At 50.9% G+C, this 17,210-nt stretch carries 16 protein-coding genes and 1 other RNA gene; 16 read left to right on the plus strand and 1 reads right to left on the minus strand.

What is annotated here, in order from left to right; all coding sequences use genetic code 11:
* Positions 1 to 82 precede the first annotated feature (82 nt).
* Both MHI43_RS00630 and argS read left to right on the plus strand, forming a co-directional pair.
* Positions 83 to 508: a DUF1934 domain-containing protein gene (locus MHI43_RS00630; RefSeq protein ID WP_012818378.1), complete on the plus strand. Its 426-nt coding sequence runs from the start codon at positions 83 to 85 to the stop codon at positions 506 to 508.
* Entirely contained in the window at positions 505 to 2,184 is a 1,680-nt protein-coding gene (gene argS, locus MHI43_RS00635) for an arginine--tRNA ligase (protein ID WP_012818379.1), read from the plus strand. The genes MHI43_RS00630 and argS overlap by 4 nt, the downstream gene beginning before the upstream one ends.
* Before the next feature lie 112 nt (positions 2,185 to 2,296).
* On the opposite strand, the gene MHI43_RS00640 is transcribed toward argS, so the two are convergent.
* Positions 2,297 to 3,445 carry a S8 family peptidase gene (locus tag MHI43_RS00640; RefSeq protein WP_036662847.1) on the minus strand — a complete coding sequence of 383 codons (1,149 nt, stop codon included), beginning with the start codon at positions 3,443 to 3,445 and terminating at the stop codon, positions 2,297 to 2,299.
* A gap of 365 nt (positions 3,446 to 3,810) precedes the next feature.
* Here MHI43_RS00640 and rpoE point away from each other — a divergent pair, with 365 nt between their 5' ends.
* The 14 genes from rpoE (at position 3,811) to MHI43_RS00710 (ending at position 17,146) form a co-directional block, all read left to right on the plus strand.
* Entirely contained in the window at positions 3,811 to 4,374 is a 564-nt protein-coding gene (gene rpoE, locus MHI43_RS00645) for a DNA-directed RNA polymerase subunit delta (protein ID WP_036662845.1), read from the plus strand.
* 526 nt (positions 4,375 to 4,900) lie between these two features.
* Entirely contained in the window at positions 4,901 to 6,502 is a 1,602-nt protein-coding gene (locus MHI43_RS00650; protein ID WP_009595544.1) for a CTP synthase, read from the plus strand.
* A 275-nt stretch (positions 6,503 to 6,777) separates the two neighbouring features.
* On the plus strand, positions 6,778 to 7,170 hold the full coding sequence (locus MHI43_RS00655) for a response regulator (protein WP_036662841.1): 393 nt from the start codon (positions 6,778 to 6,780) through the stop codon (positions 7,168 to 7,170).
* 173 nt (positions 7,171 to 7,343) lie between these two features.
* Positions 7,344 to 8,198, plus strand: a complete 855-nt coding sequence (gene fba, locus MHI43_RS00660; protein WP_012818384.1) for a class II fructose-1,6-bisphosphate aldolase — start codon at positions 7,344 to 7,346, stop codon at positions 8,196 to 8,198.
* 321 nt (positions 8,199 to 8,519) lie between these two features.
* Entirely contained in the window at positions 8,520 to 9,779 is a 1,260-nt protein-coding gene (locus MHI43_RS00665; RefSeq protein ID WP_036662837.1) for a UDP-N-acetylglucosamine 1-carboxyvinyltransferase, read from the plus strand.
* Positions 9,780 to 9,933: 154 nt separating this feature from the next.
* On the plus strand, positions 9,934 to 11,262 hold the full coding sequence (rho, locus tag MHI43_RS00670; RefSeq protein WP_012818386.1) for a transcription termination factor Rho: 1,329 nt from the start codon (positions 9,934 to 9,936) through the stop codon (positions 11,260 to 11,262).
* 32 nt (positions 11,263 to 11,294) lie between these two features.
* The gene (locus MHI43_RS00675) at positions 11,295 to 12,572 is read left to right on the plus strand and encodes a radical SAM protein (RefSeq protein WP_012818387.1); all 1,278 of its coding nucleotides are present in this window, start codon (positions 11,295 to 11,297) and stop codon (positions 12,570 to 12,572) included.
* A gap of 172 nt (positions 12,573 to 12,744) precedes the next feature.
* Positions 12,745 to 12,942 (plus strand): 50S ribosomal protein L31, encoded by a 198-nt coding sequence (rpmE, locus tag MHI43_RS00680; protein ID WP_006207505.1) that lies wholly within the window; start codon positions 12,745 to 12,747, stop codon positions 12,940 to 12,942.
* Between the two features lie 117 nt (positions 12,943 to 13,059).
* An RNA gene (ffs, locus tag MHI43_RS00685) (signal recognition particle sRNA large type) lies at positions 13,060 to 13,326 on the plus strand.
* Positions 13,327 to 13,621: 295 nt separating this feature from the next.
* A complete protein-coding gene (dnaX, locus tag MHI43_RS00690; protein WP_036662835.1) occupies positions 13,622 to 15,337 on the plus strand; it encodes a DNA polymerase III subunit gamma/tau in 1,716 nt (571 codons plus the stop codon).
* A 40-nt stretch (positions 15,338 to 15,377) separates the two neighbouring features.
* Positions 15,378 to 15,689, plus strand: coding sequence for a YbaB/EbfC family nucleoid-associated protein (locus MHI43_RS00695; protein WP_009595540.1), 312 nt, complete (start codon positions 15,378 to 15,380; stop codon positions 15,687 to 15,689).
* 25 nt (positions 15,690 to 15,714) lie between these two features.
* The gene (gene recR, locus MHI43_RS00700) at positions 15,715 to 16,314 is read left to right on the plus strand and encodes a recombination mediator RecR (RefSeq protein WP_009595539.1); all 600 of its coding nucleotides are present in this window, start codon (positions 15,715 to 15,717) and stop codon (positions 16,312 to 16,314) included.
* Between the two features lie 224 nt (positions 16,315 to 16,538).
* The gene (locus tag MHI43_RS00705) at positions 16,539 to 16,826 is read left to right on the plus strand and encodes a hypothetical protein (protein WP_009595542.1); all 288 of its coding nucleotides are present in this window, start codon (positions 16,539 to 16,541) and stop codon (positions 16,824 to 16,826) included.
* A gap of 50 nt (positions 16,827 to 16,876) precedes the next feature.
* Positions 16,877 to 17,146, plus strand: coding sequence for a pro-sigmaK processing inhibitor BofA family protein (locus MHI43_RS00710; protein ID WP_036662834.1), 270 nt, complete (start codon positions 16,877 to 16,879; stop codon positions 17,144 to 17,146).
* Positions 17,147 to 17,210: the final 64 nt, after the last annotated feature.

A 17,210-nucleotide genomic window follows, 5' to 3' on the forward strand; every position in this document is an offset into this window, starting at 1 on the left:
TTACTTTTGCTAAAATCCTCATTTGAATTGCAAGGCCATACTGGATATAGTAATACAATAGGTAAGGAAAAGAGGAACGAACATGAACGACCGAAAACAAGTGAGCATCCGTCTTCAGAGCCTTCACGAAGGAGAGAATACGATACAGGAGCTTCCCGCAGAGGCGTTTATCAAGGGGAAAGTGCTGTATGTGCGCTATACAGAGCCGGCGCTTGGACCGCATCAAGGGGAAACCCGGGCCATGCTCAAACTGACGGAGGACGAGCTGAAGCTGATCCGTCATGGCGAGGTGGAGTCCGAGCAGGCGTTTAAGCTGGGACTGCAATTGCCTGGATATTATCGCTCCCCGTTCACTTCATTTAATCTGTCTACGCACACCCAGCGTCTGGAGCTAGCGCTAGAGGGCACGACCGGACGAGCGGCTTGGGCGTATGATTTATATGTGTTTGACGAGTTTTCGGGACACTTTTCGATCAGTTTGACTATTCAGGAGGCACATGAATCATGACTATGAATCCATTAGATCACATTAACGGGCTGGTTGCAGAGGCGGTAGGAGACGCTGCCGTAGCTGCCGGACTGGTGTCCCGCGAGGAGCTGCCCGCCATTACGCTGGAAGTTCCGAAGGATAAGTCGCACGGCGACTTGGCTACGAACGTAGCGATGCAGCTGACGCGGATTGCCAAGAAGAACCCGCGGCAAATCGCGGAAGCTATCCTGGAACATTTGGATACGGCAAAGGCTTCCATTGAGAAAGCGGAGATCGCCGGGCCCGGGTTTATTAACTTTACCTTGGACAAGGGGTATCTCTATCCGATCGTGGCATTGGTACAAGAGCAGGGCGATAACTACGGGCGGATCGCTTCGGGCGAAGGGCAAAAGGTCCAGATGGAGTTTGTCAGCGCCAATCCCACCGGAAGCCTGCATCTTGGACATGCCCGCGGAGCGGCGGTAGGCGATGCCCTTTGCAATGTGCTTGATTTTGCAGGATACGAAGTTACGCGCGAATACTACATCAATGATGCAGGCAACCAAGTAGTGAACCTGGTTAAATCCCTCGAAGCCCGCTATTTGCAGGAGCTCGGCCAGGATGCCGAAATGCCTGAAGACGGATACCATGGCGAGGATATCAAAGGTTTTGCCAAAGAGCTTGTAGCCGAGAAAGGCGATTCCTTGTTATCGATGGATCCTGACGAGAGAACGGCATTCTTGCGTCAATTCGGGCTTGAGAAGGAACTTGGTAAAATCAAACGCGATTTGAATCGATTCCGCGTCCATTTTGACGAGTGGTTTAGCGAAACGTCCCTGTATGAGGATGGACTGGTGGAGAAATCCCTGGAAGAACTGAAAGCCAAGGGCGAAGCTTACGAGAAGGATGGGGCCACCTGGCTCCGCACCACCGATTATGGGGATGACAAAGACCGCGTCCTCGTTAAGAATGACGGAACGTATACCTACCTGACGCCGGATATTGCGTACCACCGCAATAAATACGAGCGCGGCTATGACAAGATCCTGAATATTTGGGGAGCCGACCACCATGGTTACGTTCCGCGCATGAAGGCTGCCATGGAGGCGCTCGGCAATGACCCGGACAAACTCATCGTATTGATCGCCCAGATGGTCAGCCTGTTCCAGGACGGCGAGAAGGTCAAGATGTCCAAGCGTACTGGTAAAGCGGTCACGATGGAAGATCTGATGGATGAGGTCGGCGTGGACGCGATCCGCTATTTCTTCACCATGCGCAGCATGGATTCGCATTTGGATTTCGACATGGATCTGGCGGTATCCACGTCCAACGAGAATCCGGTCTTCTACGTACAGTATGCGCACGCACGCATTTGCAGCGTATTCCGCCAAGCGGAGGAGCAAGGCGTTAGCTTCTTGCCGCTTGCCGACGTCAACCTGAGCGTTCTGACCGCCGAGCATGAATACGACATTTTGCGCAAAATGGGAGAACTCCCGCAGGAAGTGTCGCTTGCTGCGGAGAACTATGCACCGCACCGGCTTATCCGGTATGTATATGAACTGGCTTCCTTGTTCCACAGCTACTACAGAGCCGAACGCGTGATTACGGAAGACGCGAATCAAACGCAGGCCCGCCTTGCTTTGCTGGGAGCGGTCCGCACGGTCATTGCCAACGTGCTTCGCCTGATGGGCGTATCGGCGCCGGAACGCATGTAAGAAGGGCCCTCCCTTTCATATGCCATAACAGCCAACAGCCGTCTTTCTTTGGAAAGACGGCTGTTTTTAATGCGTGAACGAAATGGCGTTTGCCGTTGCTGATGAACCGAATTTATAATTTCATGCCCTCGCGCAAAAATTTCAAGGCATTTACCTCTCCATCGGAGGCGCTGTATCCTTTTTTGAGCTTAAGGGGGGAGGAGGTGCGCCGCAGCAGGGCTTTGATCGTAGCTGTTTTTTTCAAGTCAGGCTTCTGGGCAAGCAGCAGGGCGATTGCTCCGCTGACGTGTGAAGTGGCCATGGAAGTGCCGCTCATTTCGTGGTATTTTCCCTGCAGCCAGGCTGACACGATTTTATCTCCGGGCGCATAAATATCGACAAATTGCCCGCGATTGCTGAAGCCGGGGATTCTCCGGCTGCGGTCGGTAGCTCCGACGGATATCGTTTGAGGATAACGGGCAGGATAGTCCGCGGTACGGCGTTTGCCGTCATTGCCGGAAGAGGCCACAATGAGGACGCCTGCTTGGTTGGCCTTGCCTACAACATCCAGCAGCGTGCGGCTTCGGGTCTGCATGCCGAAACTCATATTGATGATATCGATCTCGGCCCGCACGCACCAGTCGATGGCCAGAATGATATCCGACACGAAGGCGGAGCCGTTGTGATCAAAGGCTTTGACCGGATACACGACAGATCTGGGAGCAACGCCGATCATACCTTGGGTGCTGTTTGCTGCAGCGATGGTGCCCGAGATATGCGTTCCATGCCCATTGTCGTCATAAGGCGGGATGTTGCGATGGACGAGGTTGACCCCTCGGGTCAGCGAATACTTCAAATCCGGGTGACCGAAATCCACCCCTGTGTCGATAACGGCAATCTTCACGCGGTGTCCTGTCGAGGTAGACCAGGCTTGAGGGGCTTTGATTTGCTTGATACCCCATGGGATCCCGGTTAGCGTTCCTATTGTCCCCTGTATGGCGTGGATATGAACCTGTTCATCCTCTTCAACCATCAGTTCGTTCCGAAACTCCGCTTCAAACTTCGCGGTTTGGGGAGCTGGAGCGATGATGGTGCGAGTAAGCGGCGAGCGGCTGACCGAACTCGGGAAACGCCTTTTCCCTGCGAGCCGGTTCCATTCGCGGATGCATTTCTGGTACAGCTGAGGGTCATGAAACGTGAGGAGCCGCCGGTTCATTTCCCGGACGTTCCGCATAGGGTTCGTCTCTGCAAGTAGTGATTGCATGATCCGGGTGTAATCCATGTGTGGCAATCTCCCTTCTCGATGAACCGTTGCTTCAGTATTGTATGAGCCGGGGAGAGTGCCCGAATGGGATGTTGCCCTTTTTCCGGGAAATAGGCCCTGTTTCCCGTGTCAAAGCAGCAGGGCTAACATAAGATACATGGAGAGAATATCAAGGTTCTCTTATCTATCCCGTAAGGAGTCGATCCTAGGGGCGGGTACAGTCAGAAGGCGGAGAGAAAAGTCTCCGTCTTTTTCCATTTGGTATCTGATGGGTAATGGAGCATAAAAACTTGATTTTTATTTCCAAATAGGTTTTACTTAGTTTTGATAATGGATATGTTGAGGGTATAACGTGAAGATTGTGTGAGAGGAAGTGTGCGTTAGTGAGTAATCCGCTCAATTTAAAGATCGATCCGGAGAAGATTCAGGAAATCCCGATGGTTGACCTGGCTTTTATGGTTCTGAAGGCGGCGAATACGCCGTATTATTACCGTGACCTGATGAATGAGGTGGCCAAGCTTCGCGGCTTTACGGAACAGGAAATTAACGAAACGATTGCCCAGTTATATACCGAGATCAATATAGACGGACGTTTCGCATGTGTAGGTACGAATCTGTGGGGACTAAAGCGCTGGTATCCGCTGGAGAAGTCCGAAGATCCGATTGCGAACGCCAAACGTCCGCGGATCATCAATGATGAAGACGATGATGACGATGACTTCACGGATGAAGAGGATACCTATAGCGGTGACGATGCCGAAGAGGATTTCGACAGCATCGATGATGAAGATGATGATCACGACGATCTCTTCCCGGATGATGACGATGCCGACGATGATGTAGATGAAGACGTTGTTCTGGATGATGAGGAATTGGATGACGAAGATGCGGATTCCGAGGAAGAAGAACTGGAAGAGGAAGAATTTGAGGAAGACGACAGAGATTAATCTGTCATTCCGCTCAGAATTTAAGCCAGTCCGCATGGTTTATGACTCTGTTTTACGATGTCGGCCGATTGGGGAATTTTGAGGTTGGTTCTTCTCTTGACAAGCAGACAAGGCACAGAGTAAACTATTGCTTGGGCTTATGATTGTGGATTAAATATGTTTAATATAAAAGTGCCCCGTTATTTATTCGGGGTCACTTTTTTTGTTTTTAAGGCTCGGAAAGTGTAAACGACGCTAGCTTCCGGGCCAATATAGCAAGACTAAGATTCAGATATGCAGAGTATTAAGATGTATTGGAATCGCTCGCCCTGAAGCCTCATAACGTTATGCCGTACCGGCAGCCCGATGGGGATCATTTTAGCGTCAATATATGCGGTTTGTAATAGGTCGGAGGTCAGCTCGCTCACCATTATTGGAAGCGAGCGATGTTTTTGTTGGTCCCTCTGATGAATCAGGGGAAAACGGGTTAGGATAAACATCATATGTCGCCTGAAGTTATGGAGATTATATAGGAGGGTTTTTAACAGTGACAAAGTATATTTTTGTAACAGGCGGAGTCGTGTCATCTCTAGGTAAGGGAATTACCGCCGCTTCGCTCGGCAGATTGCTTAAGAACAGAGGGCTCAAGGTAACGATTCAGAAATTCGATCCGTACATTAATATAGATCCGGGCACCATGAGTCCTTACCAGCATGGCGAAGTGTTCGTTACTGACGACGGTGCGGAAACCGACCTGGACCTGGGACACTATGAGCGCTTCATCGATATTAACCTGTCGAAGAACAGCAATGTGACAACAGGAAAAGTATACTCTTCTGTTATTAGCAAGGAACGCCGTGGAGAATATTTGGGCGGCACCGTGCAGGTTATTCCTCATATTACGAACGAGATCAAGGAGCGCGTATTCCGTGCGGGCCGTGAAGCGGGTTCGGATGTGGTCATTACCGAAATCGGCGGAACGGTTGGCGATATCGAAAGCCTTCCTTTCCTGGAGGCCATCCGCCAAATCAAGAGCGATGTTGGCCGTGAGAACGTGATGTATATTCATGTAACCCTCATTCCATATATTAAGGCAGCCGGTGAAGTGAAAACGAAGCCGACGCAGCACAGTGTAAAAGAACTCCGCAGCATCGGCATTCAGCCGAATGTCATCGTGTGCCGTACGGAGCATGAGCTTTCAACCGAGATGAAAGCCAAAATCGCGCTCTTCTGCGATATCGACCCTAACGCGGTCGTAGAATGCCGCGACGCGTCCTCCCTGTATGAGGTGCCGCTGAATCTGCGCGATGAAGGCCTGGACGAAATTGTTGTCAATCATCTGAAGCTGACGACTCCTGCGCCGGATATGAGCGAGTGGGAAGATCTGGTGGAGCGCGTCTCCAAGCTGGAGAAGACCGTTGAGATTGCGATTGTCGGCAAGTATGTCGCGCTTCATGACGCCTACCTCAGCGTAGTAGAATCCCTGTCCCATGCCGGCTTTGATGCCAATGCCGACGTGAAGATCCGCTGGGTGAACGCCGAGGAAATTACGGCGGACAATGTGGAAGAGACGTTGAACGGCATTGGCGGTATTCTCGTGCCGGGTGGATTTGGAGACCGGGGGATCGAAGGCAAGATCAGCGCGATCCGTTATGCCCGCGAGCGCAACATTCCATTCTTCGGCATTTGCCTTGGCATGCAAGTGTCGGTGATCGAATATGCCCGTTCGATCGTAGGTCTGAACGGCGCTAACAGCTCCGAAATTGATCCGGCTACCGAATATCCGGTTATCGACCTGCTTCCGGAGCAGAAGGATATCGAGGATCTTGGCGGAACGATGCGCCTTGGCCTTTATCCGTGCAAGCTGGTTCCGGGATCGCTTGCGGAGTCCTGCTACCAGGACGAGCTGGTTTACGAAAGACATCGTCACCGGTACGAGTTCAACAACCAATACCGCGAAGATATCGAGAAAGCGGGCCTGCGTATTTCCGGTACTTCACCGGACGGACGTCTGGTCGAGATCGTGGAGCTGCCAGGACATCCTTGGTTCCTCGCCGTGCAATTCCATCCGGAATTCACTTCCCGTCCGAACCGTCCGCAGCCATTGTTCCGTGAATTTGTAAAAGCCTCGATCCAGCATCAGGCATAATTGGGAAGAGCCTCTTTTTTGAAGAGGCTCTTTTTTGCGTGCAAAATTCGTGTTTGTCGCTGCGTGAAGGGTGGAGCTGAGGTCCGGAATCCCTGTCCAGCGCTGTCGATTTCGGATGCAGCCAATTCGCGATCTTTTTTTCTTACTTTTTTTAGGACAGGAAGGAATTCGACATCTACAGGCGAATACAAATAATGGCCGGTTTATGGGAAAGTTAGGAACTTTCGAGTTTGCATATACTCATTGTACGATTTAAGTATCGGGAGGTTGGAAGGATGAGCAAACAAAGCAAACACAAAGTGCTGATTGTGGATGACCAGAATGGGATCCGCATCCTGCTTGTGGAAGTGTTCAGCAGTGAAGGATATGAGACGTACCAAGCGGCGAACGGCAAGGCTGCCCTTGAAATCGTGAAGATGCATGCCCCGGATTTGGTGCTGCTGGATATGAAAATTCCTGGAATGGACGGGCTTGAGATTTTGAAGCATATTAAACAGATGAATCCGGACATTAAGGTGATCATGATGACAGCCTATGGAGAGCTTGACATGATCAAGGAAGCGACCGATCTTGGAGCGCTGATGCATTTTACCAAACCCTTCGACATCGACGAGATGCGGCAAGCCGTCAACATGCAGCTGAAAGGGACCGCGAACAACATCGGTTGAATGATGAATTCTGCTCAAGGGGCGGAATTCTTTTTTTGCCAGAATGTGAGTTCCTTCGCAGCAATTTAGGAAATGCTTGTTTAGTATTTATGACGCGATGTGGTATAATAAGTCCGTATGTTATATCGGCTAAAAACCATAGACAAACTAAGCATCTATAGGAGGATGAAACCATGCCATTAGTATCAATGACAGACATGCTGAACAAAGCACTCGAAGGTAAATATGCTGTTGGTCAATACAACATCAACAACCTGGAGTGGACATATGCAATTCTTGAAGCGGCTGAGCAAGAGAAATCGCCAGTAATTCTTGGTGTTTCCGAAGGCGCAGCTCGTTACATGGGTGGATTCAGCACCGTTGTACACATGGTAAAAGGTTTAATGGAGGACCTGAAAGTTACAGTTCCTGTTGCCATTCACCTTGACCACGGTTCAAGTGTTGAGAAATGTAAAGAAGCAATCGACGCAGGGTTCACTTCGGTTATGATCGATGATTCCCACAGCCCGATTGAGACGAATATTGCAACAACGAAACAAGTGGTTGAGTATGCTCACGCCAAAGGCGTTTCCGTTGAAGCCGAAGTCGGCATGGTCGGCGGACAAGAGGATGACGTTATCGGCGACGTAATGTACGCGAAGCTTGACGACTGCGTGCGCATCGTGAACGAGACAGGCATCGACACATTGGCGCCTGCGCTTGGTTCTGTCCATGGTCCTTACAAAGGCGAACCAAACCTTGGGTTCAAAGAGATGGAAGAGATTCGCGATGCTGTGAAACTTCCGTTGGTGCTTCATGGCGGTACGGGCATCCCGACGCATGACATCAAGAAAGCTATCTCCTTGGGTACTTCCAAAATCAACGTTAACACCGAGAACCAAATCTCGTTCACCAAAGTTGTTCGTGAAGTGCTTGCCGCTAAACCGGAAGCTTACGATCCGCGCACATTCCTGAAACCAGGCCGCGAGGCAATCAAGGAAACCGTTGTCGGCAAAATCCGTGAGTTTGGTTCCAACAATCAAGCTTAGTCACCCGTAACACACAAAAGTCGCTTGTAGCCTTCGTGGCCGCAACATGACGATAGGAATCACCTAAGATATTTTAGGCTGTCTTATGCTGCATACAATGAAATGGAAAGCACACCGCATAGCCGGTGTTTTTCCATTTCATTTATTAAGTTATCAAAAAGCGCAAGCGGATTGTGAGGCTTCACAACCGGATAATCGCTACGAAAACGAACGCTTATTGCGTCTGTCATCCTTTAGGAACGTCGATACGACGTTTTTCTTGTATGACGGGCATCAGAACCATTTCCGGCTGCGAAGTGATGTAGGGGGAACCGAAAGCTTATGGAAAAATTGATGATCAGCGGTGGACGCCCACTGCGAGGTGCTGTAACAATCAGCGGTGCCAAGAACAGTGCTATTGCGTTAATTCCCGCCGCAATCCTGGCGGAATCGGAAGTCGTACTTGATAATTTGCCGCTTCTCAGCGATGTGGCTGTTTATGCTGAGATCCTTGAGGAATTAGGCGGGCAAGTTTCATGGGAAGGCAATCAGATGAGAATTGACCCTTCTGATATCAAATCCATTCCGATGCCTAACGGACCCGTCAAGAAACTGCGCGCGTCCTACTATATGATGGGCGCCATGCTTGGAAGATTTAAAGAAGCCGTGATCGGCCTGCCGGGCGGCTGTAATTTTGAACCTCGTCCCATCGACCAGCACATCAAGGGCTTTGAAGCGCTTGGCGCGACCGTGACCAACGAACACGGCTCGATTCACCTGCATGCCAAAGAGCTGCGGGGCGCGAAGATCTACCTCGATGTAAGCAGCGTAGGTGCAACGATTAATATTATGCTGGCGGCTGCCAAGGCCAAAGGCTCCACAATTATCGAAAACGCGGCGAAAGAGCCTGAAATTATAGATGTTGCAACACTTTTAAATTCCATGGGAGCTGTCATTAAGGGCGCCGGAACGGAAACCATCCGGATCGAGGGCGTGACCGAGATGCATGGCTGCCGACATTCCATTATTCCAGACCGGATTCAGGCCGGTACATATATGATTGCTGCCGCAGCTACGCGCGGCGATGTTCTGATTGACAACGTCATCCCGAAACATCTTGAGGCCCTCACGGCCAAGCTGATCGAGATGGGTGTGGGCATCGAAGAGCTGGACGAAAGCATCCGCGTGATCGGTAAAGCCCGGTATCAGCATGTGGATGTGAAGGCGCTAATATATCCTGGATTTGCAACGGATTTGCAGTCACCGATGACCAGCCTCCTTACGCAAGCGGAAGGCGTCAGCGTCCTTAGTGATTTTGTATATAGCAACCGATTTAAACATGTTCCGGAGCTCGTTCGCATGGGGGCCAAAATTCGCGTGGAGGGACGCTCTGCCATCATCGAGGGCGGCCCGCTGAACGCAGCCAAGGTCAAAGCGACCGATCTGCGCGCGGGTGCGGCTCTTGTCATTGCGGGACTGACGGTGCCTGAAGGGATAACGGAGGTAAGCGGCGTGGAATTCATCGACCGCGGCTACGACCATCTCGTTTCCAACTTACGTGAGCTGGGTGCCGACGTGTGGCGCGAGACCGAAGAAGAGTGACTTTTTTACCAAAATGAGGGAAATATGTGGTGGAAACTGCATATCTCCCTCTGATTTGGGTAATGCTCCTAGTAAAGCTCTCATAGACTAATAGACTACATGACGGCAGGGAACTGCTGCAACAGAAACAAATAATTGAATAGGTGGTTATTGAATGGATTTACAAATAGCCGATTTGGAAGGCATGAAGCTGACGGATCTGTATAAGCTGGCCAAGAAGTATCAGATTCCTTATTATGGCCAGTTGAAGAAAAAAGAATTGATATTTGCCATTCTCCGGGCGCAGGCCGAACAGAGCGGCTTGATGTTCATGGAGGGCGTACTCGAGATTTTGCCGGAAGGATACGGTTTTCTTAGACCGATCAACTATTTGCCGAGCACGGAGGATATCTACATTTCGGCCTCCCAGATCCGCAAATTCGATTTGCGGACCGGAGATTTGGTTTCGGGCAAATGCCGGACGCCGAAAGAGAACGAACGTTACTTCGGGCTGCTGCAGGTCAACGCCGTGAATGGCGAGAATCCTGCCGTCGCAGCGGAACGATTACACTTCCCAGCCTTGACTCCTCTATATCCGCAAGAAAAGCTTGTTCTTGAAACATCCCCTAATCAGTTGTCAACCCGAATTATGGATCTGCTTGCACCCGTAGGTTTAGGACAACGCGGTTTGATCGTGGCACCGCCAAAAGCAGGGAAAACGCTCCTCTTGAAAGAAATCGCCAACAGCATCTCAACCAACAATCCAGAGATTGAACTGTTTGTTTTACTCATCGATGAACGGCCTGAAGAAGTGACGGATATGCAGCGTTCCGTTAAGGGTGAGGTGGTTGCTTCTACTTTTGACGAGCTTCCGGAGAACCATATCAAAGTGGCGGAACTGGTATTGTCGCGCGCCTTGCGGCTGGTGGAGCATAAGAAGGACGTGGTTATCTTGCTGGACAGCATCACCCGTCTGGCCCGTGCGTACAACCTGGTCATTCCTCCGTCCGGCCGAACGCTGAGTGGCGGTATTGATCCTGCGGCATTCCATCGTCCGAAACGTTTCTTCGGATCGGCTCGTAACGTGGAGGAAGGCGGAAGTTTGACGATCCTGGCGACAGCCTTGGTTGAAACCGGATCGCGGATGGATGATATTATTTATGAGGAATTTAAAGGCACAGGCAACATGGAGCTGCACTTGGACCGCCGCTTCGCGGAACGCCGTATTTTCCCGGCGATCGATATTCGTCGCTCCGGTACCCGGCGCGAAGAGGTGCTGCTGAACAAGGATGAACTGGATACCATTTGGGCGATCCGCAAAAATATGAACGACTCTGCCGATTTTGTGGAAGGCTTCCTTAAAAAAATGCGTGATAGCAAGAATAACGCGGAGTTCTTGGCATCATTTGACGTGAATGCCAACAACGGCGGCGGAACCGGGACTCAGGGCCAGACAGCCAGACGTCCATCGCGTGCATCTGCGGCGACGGCCCCTCAGAGCTAAGCCCTGAATCAACCGGAGAATAGGAGATCAACATGTATTTGGTTTATGCAGATGAACAAGGGAATGTATACGATCATTCCGAGCTGTTCGGGCTGGCCCGCAGCGGAGATATGATCGTCGAGATATTGGAAGATGAATTGATACCTTTGCCGGAAGGAGCTACGCTGGTCGGACTGCCGAGTACCCGAGCGATCGGAATGGATCCGGAGACCGGTGACATGATGCCGCTTGAGGACGGGTATACGGCTGTCGGAGCGCTTCTGCCGCAAGGCTACACCCGGCTCTGCCTGCCGGGGTACGTGAAGTCGGACAAGGAGTATAAGCTGCCGCTGTTTGGTTACTCGGCAGTCGTATGGAAGGATGGCGCTTTCTATACGACGGCGCGTTTGTCCGACGATCCCGAGAAATGGAATCCTGTGAATTGTGACCTGGATGACCTTGAGCATGGGGTTAAGACGCTGAAGGAGAAGTATCCGGAGAACCGGCTCTACGAACATCTGTCTAACTGTGCGCTGGGATACGAGTGTCTGACGGCGTCCAACACCTTCCTGAATCGCTGGGAAGGCGCGGTTCCCGTGTCTTACTCCTGCAATGCGGGCTGCTTCGGTTGCATTTCGGAACAGCCGGATGACAGCGGCTTTGTCTCCCCGCAGACGCGCATGAACTTCCGTCCGAGAGTGGATGAGCTGGTGCAGGTCATGCTGGAGCATCTGAAGACCCCGGAGTCGATCATCAGCTTTGGCCAAGGCTGTGAGGGCGAGCCCTCCACCCAGGCGAAGATCATTATAGAGGCTATGCGAGAAGTCCGGGCACAGACCGACATGGGTTACATTAATATTAACACCAATGCGGGACTGACCGATTTTATCCGCGGTATCGTGGATGCGGGTCTTGATCTGATGAGAGTCAGCACGATCAGTGCATTGGATGCCCATTATAACGCATACTACAAGCCAAGAGGCTACACGCTCGCTAATGTGGAGAAATCTCTTCGTTACGCAACGGATCAGGGCGTATATACATCCATTAACTATCTGATCTTTCCGGGCGTGACCGACCGCGAGGAAGAGCTGGAAGCCATGATCGAGTTTGCCCGGCGCACGGGACTCAAATTGATTCAGCTTCGCAATCTGAATATTGACCCTGAGAGCTATCTTGGCCTCATCCCGCCTGCCCAAGGCGAGATTCTCGGAATGAAGCAGGCGATCGAGATCATGCAGGAGGAGCTGCCGGATGTGGTGATCGGCTCCTATACGCATGTGCCCCCTGCTGGACAGGCGAGACCGAAAAAGCGGCCTTCGATTATATAACTTGCACGGTCTCGAATGTGCTAAAAATAGGGTGTAGTTCCAATTGCGGACTTGTCTGATGATTTGTGTATGGACTATTGCGCATTCAATTTGCTCGTGCTATACTCCTTTTATGTGTCCATATAACTCTGGGTCCGCATGAGGCTCAGGGCGGAAAGAGGTGAAAGCTACAATGAAACAAGATATTCAACCGAAATATCACGTTACTACAGTTACTTGTGCTTGCGGTAATACGTTTGAAACAGGTTCTGTGAAACCCGATCTTCGTGTAGAGATTTGCTCGAACTGTCATCCGTTCTTCACAGGTAAACAGAAATTCCTGGATGCTGGCGGTCGTGTTGATAGATTCAAGAAGAAATACGGTATCTAATAAACAAACCCTTCGCCCTTGTGGCTGGAGGGTTTTTGTCTGTCTGCAGGGCCGATGGAGTATGCAACTTCTTCCGTCGGTTGCTTTTTTGGTAGCCATGCGATATACTAAAGTTCGCCGTGCTAGACGGGGAGGTAGCGGTGCCCTGTAACTCGCAATCCGCTGTAGCGAGGTTGAATTCCTGTTAGAGGTGTTGTCGATGTGAGGCTGGTCCCTGCGCTCAACGTTGACGGTTGGGTCCTCCGCAATGAGCACTTGTGAACCTGGTCAGGTCCGGAAGGAAGCAGCCATAAGCAAGACCGCTTTTGTGCCGGAGGAGTGCCTAGCCCGAGTTGCTGCTCAGGATTGCCGCTCGGATCGCAATGATCAATAACAGGTGCACGGTATACATATCTGCACATAACACCTTTGCCTTTGGCAAGGGTGTTTTTTGTCCAGGCGGGATTCTAAATTGGAGCGAATGCTTCACGTGAACTTTGGATAAAGTTTTCCAAGTAAACGTTTTGCTAAGGCAGGGGAAAGTAGTATAGAATGTAGTATAATATAACCGTTGACTCATGCCGTTTAGGCTGGGATTGACCATGAATATAACTTGTAAAGCACGTGAGGATTAGGCTTTGGTGTTAGCCTTGGATTTCCTAATCTTCGCGAAGTGGAAGTTGAAAGAGGGTAAAGCATAGTGGAACATATCGCGTTATATCGAGCTTGGCGACCACAGTCGTTCGGCGACATGGTGGGCCAGCAGCATATTATCCAGACCCTGCAGAATGCCATTCGCGAGCAGCGGGTTTCCCATGCCTACCTGTTCAGCGGTCCACGGGGTACAGGCAAGACCAGTGCCGCTAAAATTTTGGCCAAAGCCGTGAACTGCGAGCATGGTCCGGCTGAGGAACCCTGCAATGCATGCGAGGCCTGCCGGCGCATAACGTCCGGAGCCGTCATGGATGTCCAGGAAATTGATGCGGCATCCAACCGCGGCGTCGAGGAAATTCGTGATTTGCGGGAGAAAGTCAAATACGCACCGACCGAAGTACGGCGCAAGGTTTATATTATTGATGAAGTACACATGCTGACGACGGAAGCGTTCAATGCCTTGCTGAAAACGCTGGAGGAGCCGCCGGCACACGTGATGTTTATACTAGCGACAACAGAGCCGCACAGGCTTCCGGCAACGATTATTTCACGCTGTCAGCGGTTTGACTTCCGTAGGGTGTCCCTGGAGGAACAAACCGGACGTCTAGAGCAGATCTGCGGGGAAGAAGGCATTACGGCTGAGCATGAAGCGCTGCAGTATATCGCGCGTCTATCGGATGGTGGTATGCGGGATGCTTTGAGCATTCTGGATCAGATCGCTTCCTTCACTGGAGGTACCGTATCTTACCGGCAGGTCATGGACATGACGGGAGGCATTGCCTCAGAGCAGTTTGGCCGTCTGGCCGGCGCCGTGAAGCAGGGGGATGCCGGGCTGGTCCTGCAGATCGTGGAGCAATTCATGCAGGAGGGAAAAAGCGCAGATAAATGCATGGAGAATCTCCTGTACTATTTCCGCGATTTGCTTATGATCAAGATGGTTCCCGATGCCGACAAGCTGACTGATCGGGTTTTGAACCCGGCCGAGTTTCAGGAGATGGCAAATGCCTTCAGCCGGGATGAGCTGTTTCAAATGATTGATACGCTCAACCGTTATCAGAGTGAGATGAAATATGCCTCGCAGCCGCAAACCCTGTTTGAGGTGGCACTGCTCAAGCTTTCCGGCATTACCCAATCCGGGGGCGGGTCCGCAGCTGCCCATTCTACGGCCGATGCGGGAGAACTGGCTCAGCTGAAGCAGCATGTAGCCGCACTTGAGAAAAAGCTGGAACGTTTGATTCAAAACGGTGTTCCTGCATCGAATCAACGCGAACCGGCCAAGTCTGCCCGAACACCTGCACCGAAAGCAGCTTCAACGGCCAAGATTCCGCAGCATATGGATCAGTATGTATCCTCCCGGACCGGAGAGGATTATACCGCTGTACATCGGCAGTGGGCCCAAATTCTGCAGAACGTGAAAGAGGAGAAGGTAACGGTTCACGCATGGCTGATGGATGGCGAGCCCGTATCCGTATGGGAAGACAAGGTCCTTGTCGCTTTCAAAAACAACATCCACCGCGAAACCACGGAGAAACCTGCCAATAAACAGGTGATTGAAGGGGTTCTTGAGTCTATGCTCGGCAAGCCGTATCATCTGGTGACCATGATGCTTCGCGACTGGAATGATGCGGTAGAAGGAGTCGGCAAGCCTCAGGCGGAAGAGCTTAAGCTGGAACATGAAGAAGCTGATGCCGGTGGAGAAAAACCATGGATTGATGAGGCGATCCAGCTGTTTGGAGAAGACCTCGTTGTCATAAAAGACTAGCGCGTCCCTACGTGCACCCTATTATAAGGAGAGATGAATCATGAATAATATGAACCAAATGATGAAGCAAGTGAAAAAGATGCAGGAGCAAATGCTGAAGGCGCAGGAAGAGCTTGCTACAAAAACCGTTGAAGGAACTTCCGGCGGCGGCGTGGTTACCGTAGAAGCGAATGGCCATAAACAAATTTTGTCCATCAACATCAAGCCTGAGGCGGTTGACCCGGATGATGTGGAAATGCTGCAGGATCTGGTGCTGACTGCGGTTAACGATGCACTTGCCAAGGCTGAAGAAATTGCGAACGCCGATATGGGCAAATTCACAGGCGGCATGAAAATCCCGGGCTTGTTCTAAACTAACCTAGAAGGAGTAGTTACATTTGTACTATCCTGAACCGATCGCGAAGCTCATCGATGCCTTTACGCGACTGCCGGGTGTGGGGCCGAAAACGGCCGCCCGCCTGGCTTTTCATGTTCTGAACATGAAGGAAGATGACGTTATTGATTTTGCCAAAGCGCTAGTCAGTGTCAAAAGGAATCTGCACTACTGCTCCGTCTGCTGCAACATCACGGATACGGATCCATGCCGGGTATGTCAGGACAAGACTCGGGATGCTTCGATCATCTGCGTTGTACAGGATGCGAAGGATCTGGTGGCGATGGAGCGCACGAAGGAATTCGAGGGCTACTATCATGTCCTCCATGGGGCCATATCTCCGATGGAGGGGATCGGGCCGGATGAAATCCGTCTGAAGGAGCTCCTCACGCGCTTAAGTGACGAACGAGTGAAAGAACTCATTTTGGCGACGAACGCTAATATTGAGGGGGAGGCAACGGCGATGTACATATCGCGCCTGGTCCGTCCTTTTGATATTAAGGTGACTCGTATTGCCCATGGACTGCCGGTTGGCGGTGACCTGGAGTACGCAGATGAAGTGACTTTATCCAAAGCGCTTGAAGGTCGAAGAGAACTGAACTGATATTATTGATCCCTGCAGCATTTGATTGAAATATGAAAGCAACATAAGAACGAGCATTGGAAGCGATTCTGATGGCTCGTTTTTTGTTTGCATATTTCTAGGCCAAGAAAGTAGAAATTGAAAGTGTTCTTATGGTTCTAAGTTTGTCCCTCTCTCGATATGAATGTTACAGACGGTCTTTATAAGGGCAGGTTAATTATTCATATTCATAGGGAGTGAACGGAATGAAGATATGGTGGAAGTCGAGGAAGAAAGAAGAGGAAACGTATATCACGGCAGAGGAGCAAGAACGGATGTGGCATGTCTTCCTGGACGTCCAGAGATCCCAGATGGAGTGGGAGCGGGCGCACTTGCTGTTCCAGGAGGCTACGGGACAGGATCAGATCGATTATGCGATCTACATGTTGGAGGCGGCAGAGCGCAAATACCAGATGAATCTCAAACAGGCCAAGCAGCTTAATCTGGATGGAGCAAGGATGCAGTATATCGAGCAAAAAAGGGAGAACGGTTAACCGAGAGTTGATTGATAGGATTCCTATTGACCTTTGAAGGAGGAGTATCTATGAAATTGATTGTGCTTGGCGTACTATGCATATCGCTCTTGCTGCTTATCTATGTTGTGTTTAGAAAGAAGCTCGGGCTGGGATGGCTAACTGTATTCGGGGCGCATCTGGCCCTTTCGGCTGTAGCTATCTATGTTGTGAATTTCACCGGATTAGCAGCTGAAGCGTATATTCCTCTGAATCCGATGACCATAGGAACGGTCATGATCCTGGGCTTGCCGGGTGTGGCCCTTCTTATCGGTTTAAAATTTACGATATTAGGTAGTTGACGTATGCTCATATTCTATGATACATTAATGTTCGCCCGTTTGATTGCGGGTGATAGAGATTCAC

The sequence above is a fragment of the Paenibacillus sp. FSL H8-0457 genome (genome assembly GCF_038051935.1).
GTDB lineage: Bacteria > Bacillota > Bacilli > Paenibacillales > Paenibacillaceae > Paenibacillus_AQ > Paenibacillus_AQ lautus_A.

Bases quoted from the DNA above. Each gene is read 5' to 3' on its own strand.
- MHI43_RS00665 (WP_036662837.1), top strand. From the start codon at position 8,520: ATGGAAAAATTGATGATCAGCGGTGGACGCCCACTGCGAGGTGCTGTA.
- rho (WP_012818386.1), top strand. From the start codon at position 9,934: ATGGATTTACAAATAGCCGATTTGGAAGGCATGAAGCTGACGGATCTG.
- fba (WP_012818384.1), top strand. From the start codon at position 7,344: ATGCCATTAGTATCAATGACAGACATGCTGAACAAAGCACTCGAAGGT.
- MHI43_RS00695 (WP_009595540.1), top strand. From the start codon at position 15,378: ATGAATAATATGAACCAAATGATGAAGCAAGTGAAAAAGATGCAGGAG.
- MHI43_RS00655 (WP_036662841.1), top strand. From the start codon at position 6,778: ATGAGCAAACAAAGCAAACACAAAGTGCTGATTGTGGATGACCAGAAT.
- argS (WP_012818379.1), top strand. From the start codon at position 505: ATGACTATGAATCCATTAGATCACATTAACGGGCTGGTTGCAGAGGCG.
- MHI43_RS00640 (WP_036662847.1), bottom strand. From the start codon at position 3,445: ATGGATTACACCCGGATCATGCAATCACTACTTGCAGAGACGAACCCT.
- MHI43_RS00705 (WP_009595542.1), top strand. From the start codon at position 16,539: ATGAAGATATGGTGGAAGTCGAGGAAGAAAGAAGAGGAAACGTATATC.
- MHI43_RS00675 (WP_012818387.1), top strand. From the start codon at position 11,295: ATGTATTTGGTTTATGCAGATGAACAAGGGAATGTATACGATCATTCC.
- MHI43_RS00710 (WP_036662834.1), top strand. From the start codon at position 16,877: ATGAAATTGATTGTGCTTGGCGTACTATGCATATCGCTCTTGCTGCTT.
- rpmE (WP_006207505.1), top strand. From the start codon at position 12,745: ATGAAACAAGATATTCAACCGAAATATCACGTTACTACAGTTACTTGT.
- MHI43_RS00630 (WP_012818378.1), top strand. From the start codon at position 83: ATGAACGACCGAAAACAAGTGAGCATCCGTCTTCAGAGCCTTCACGAA.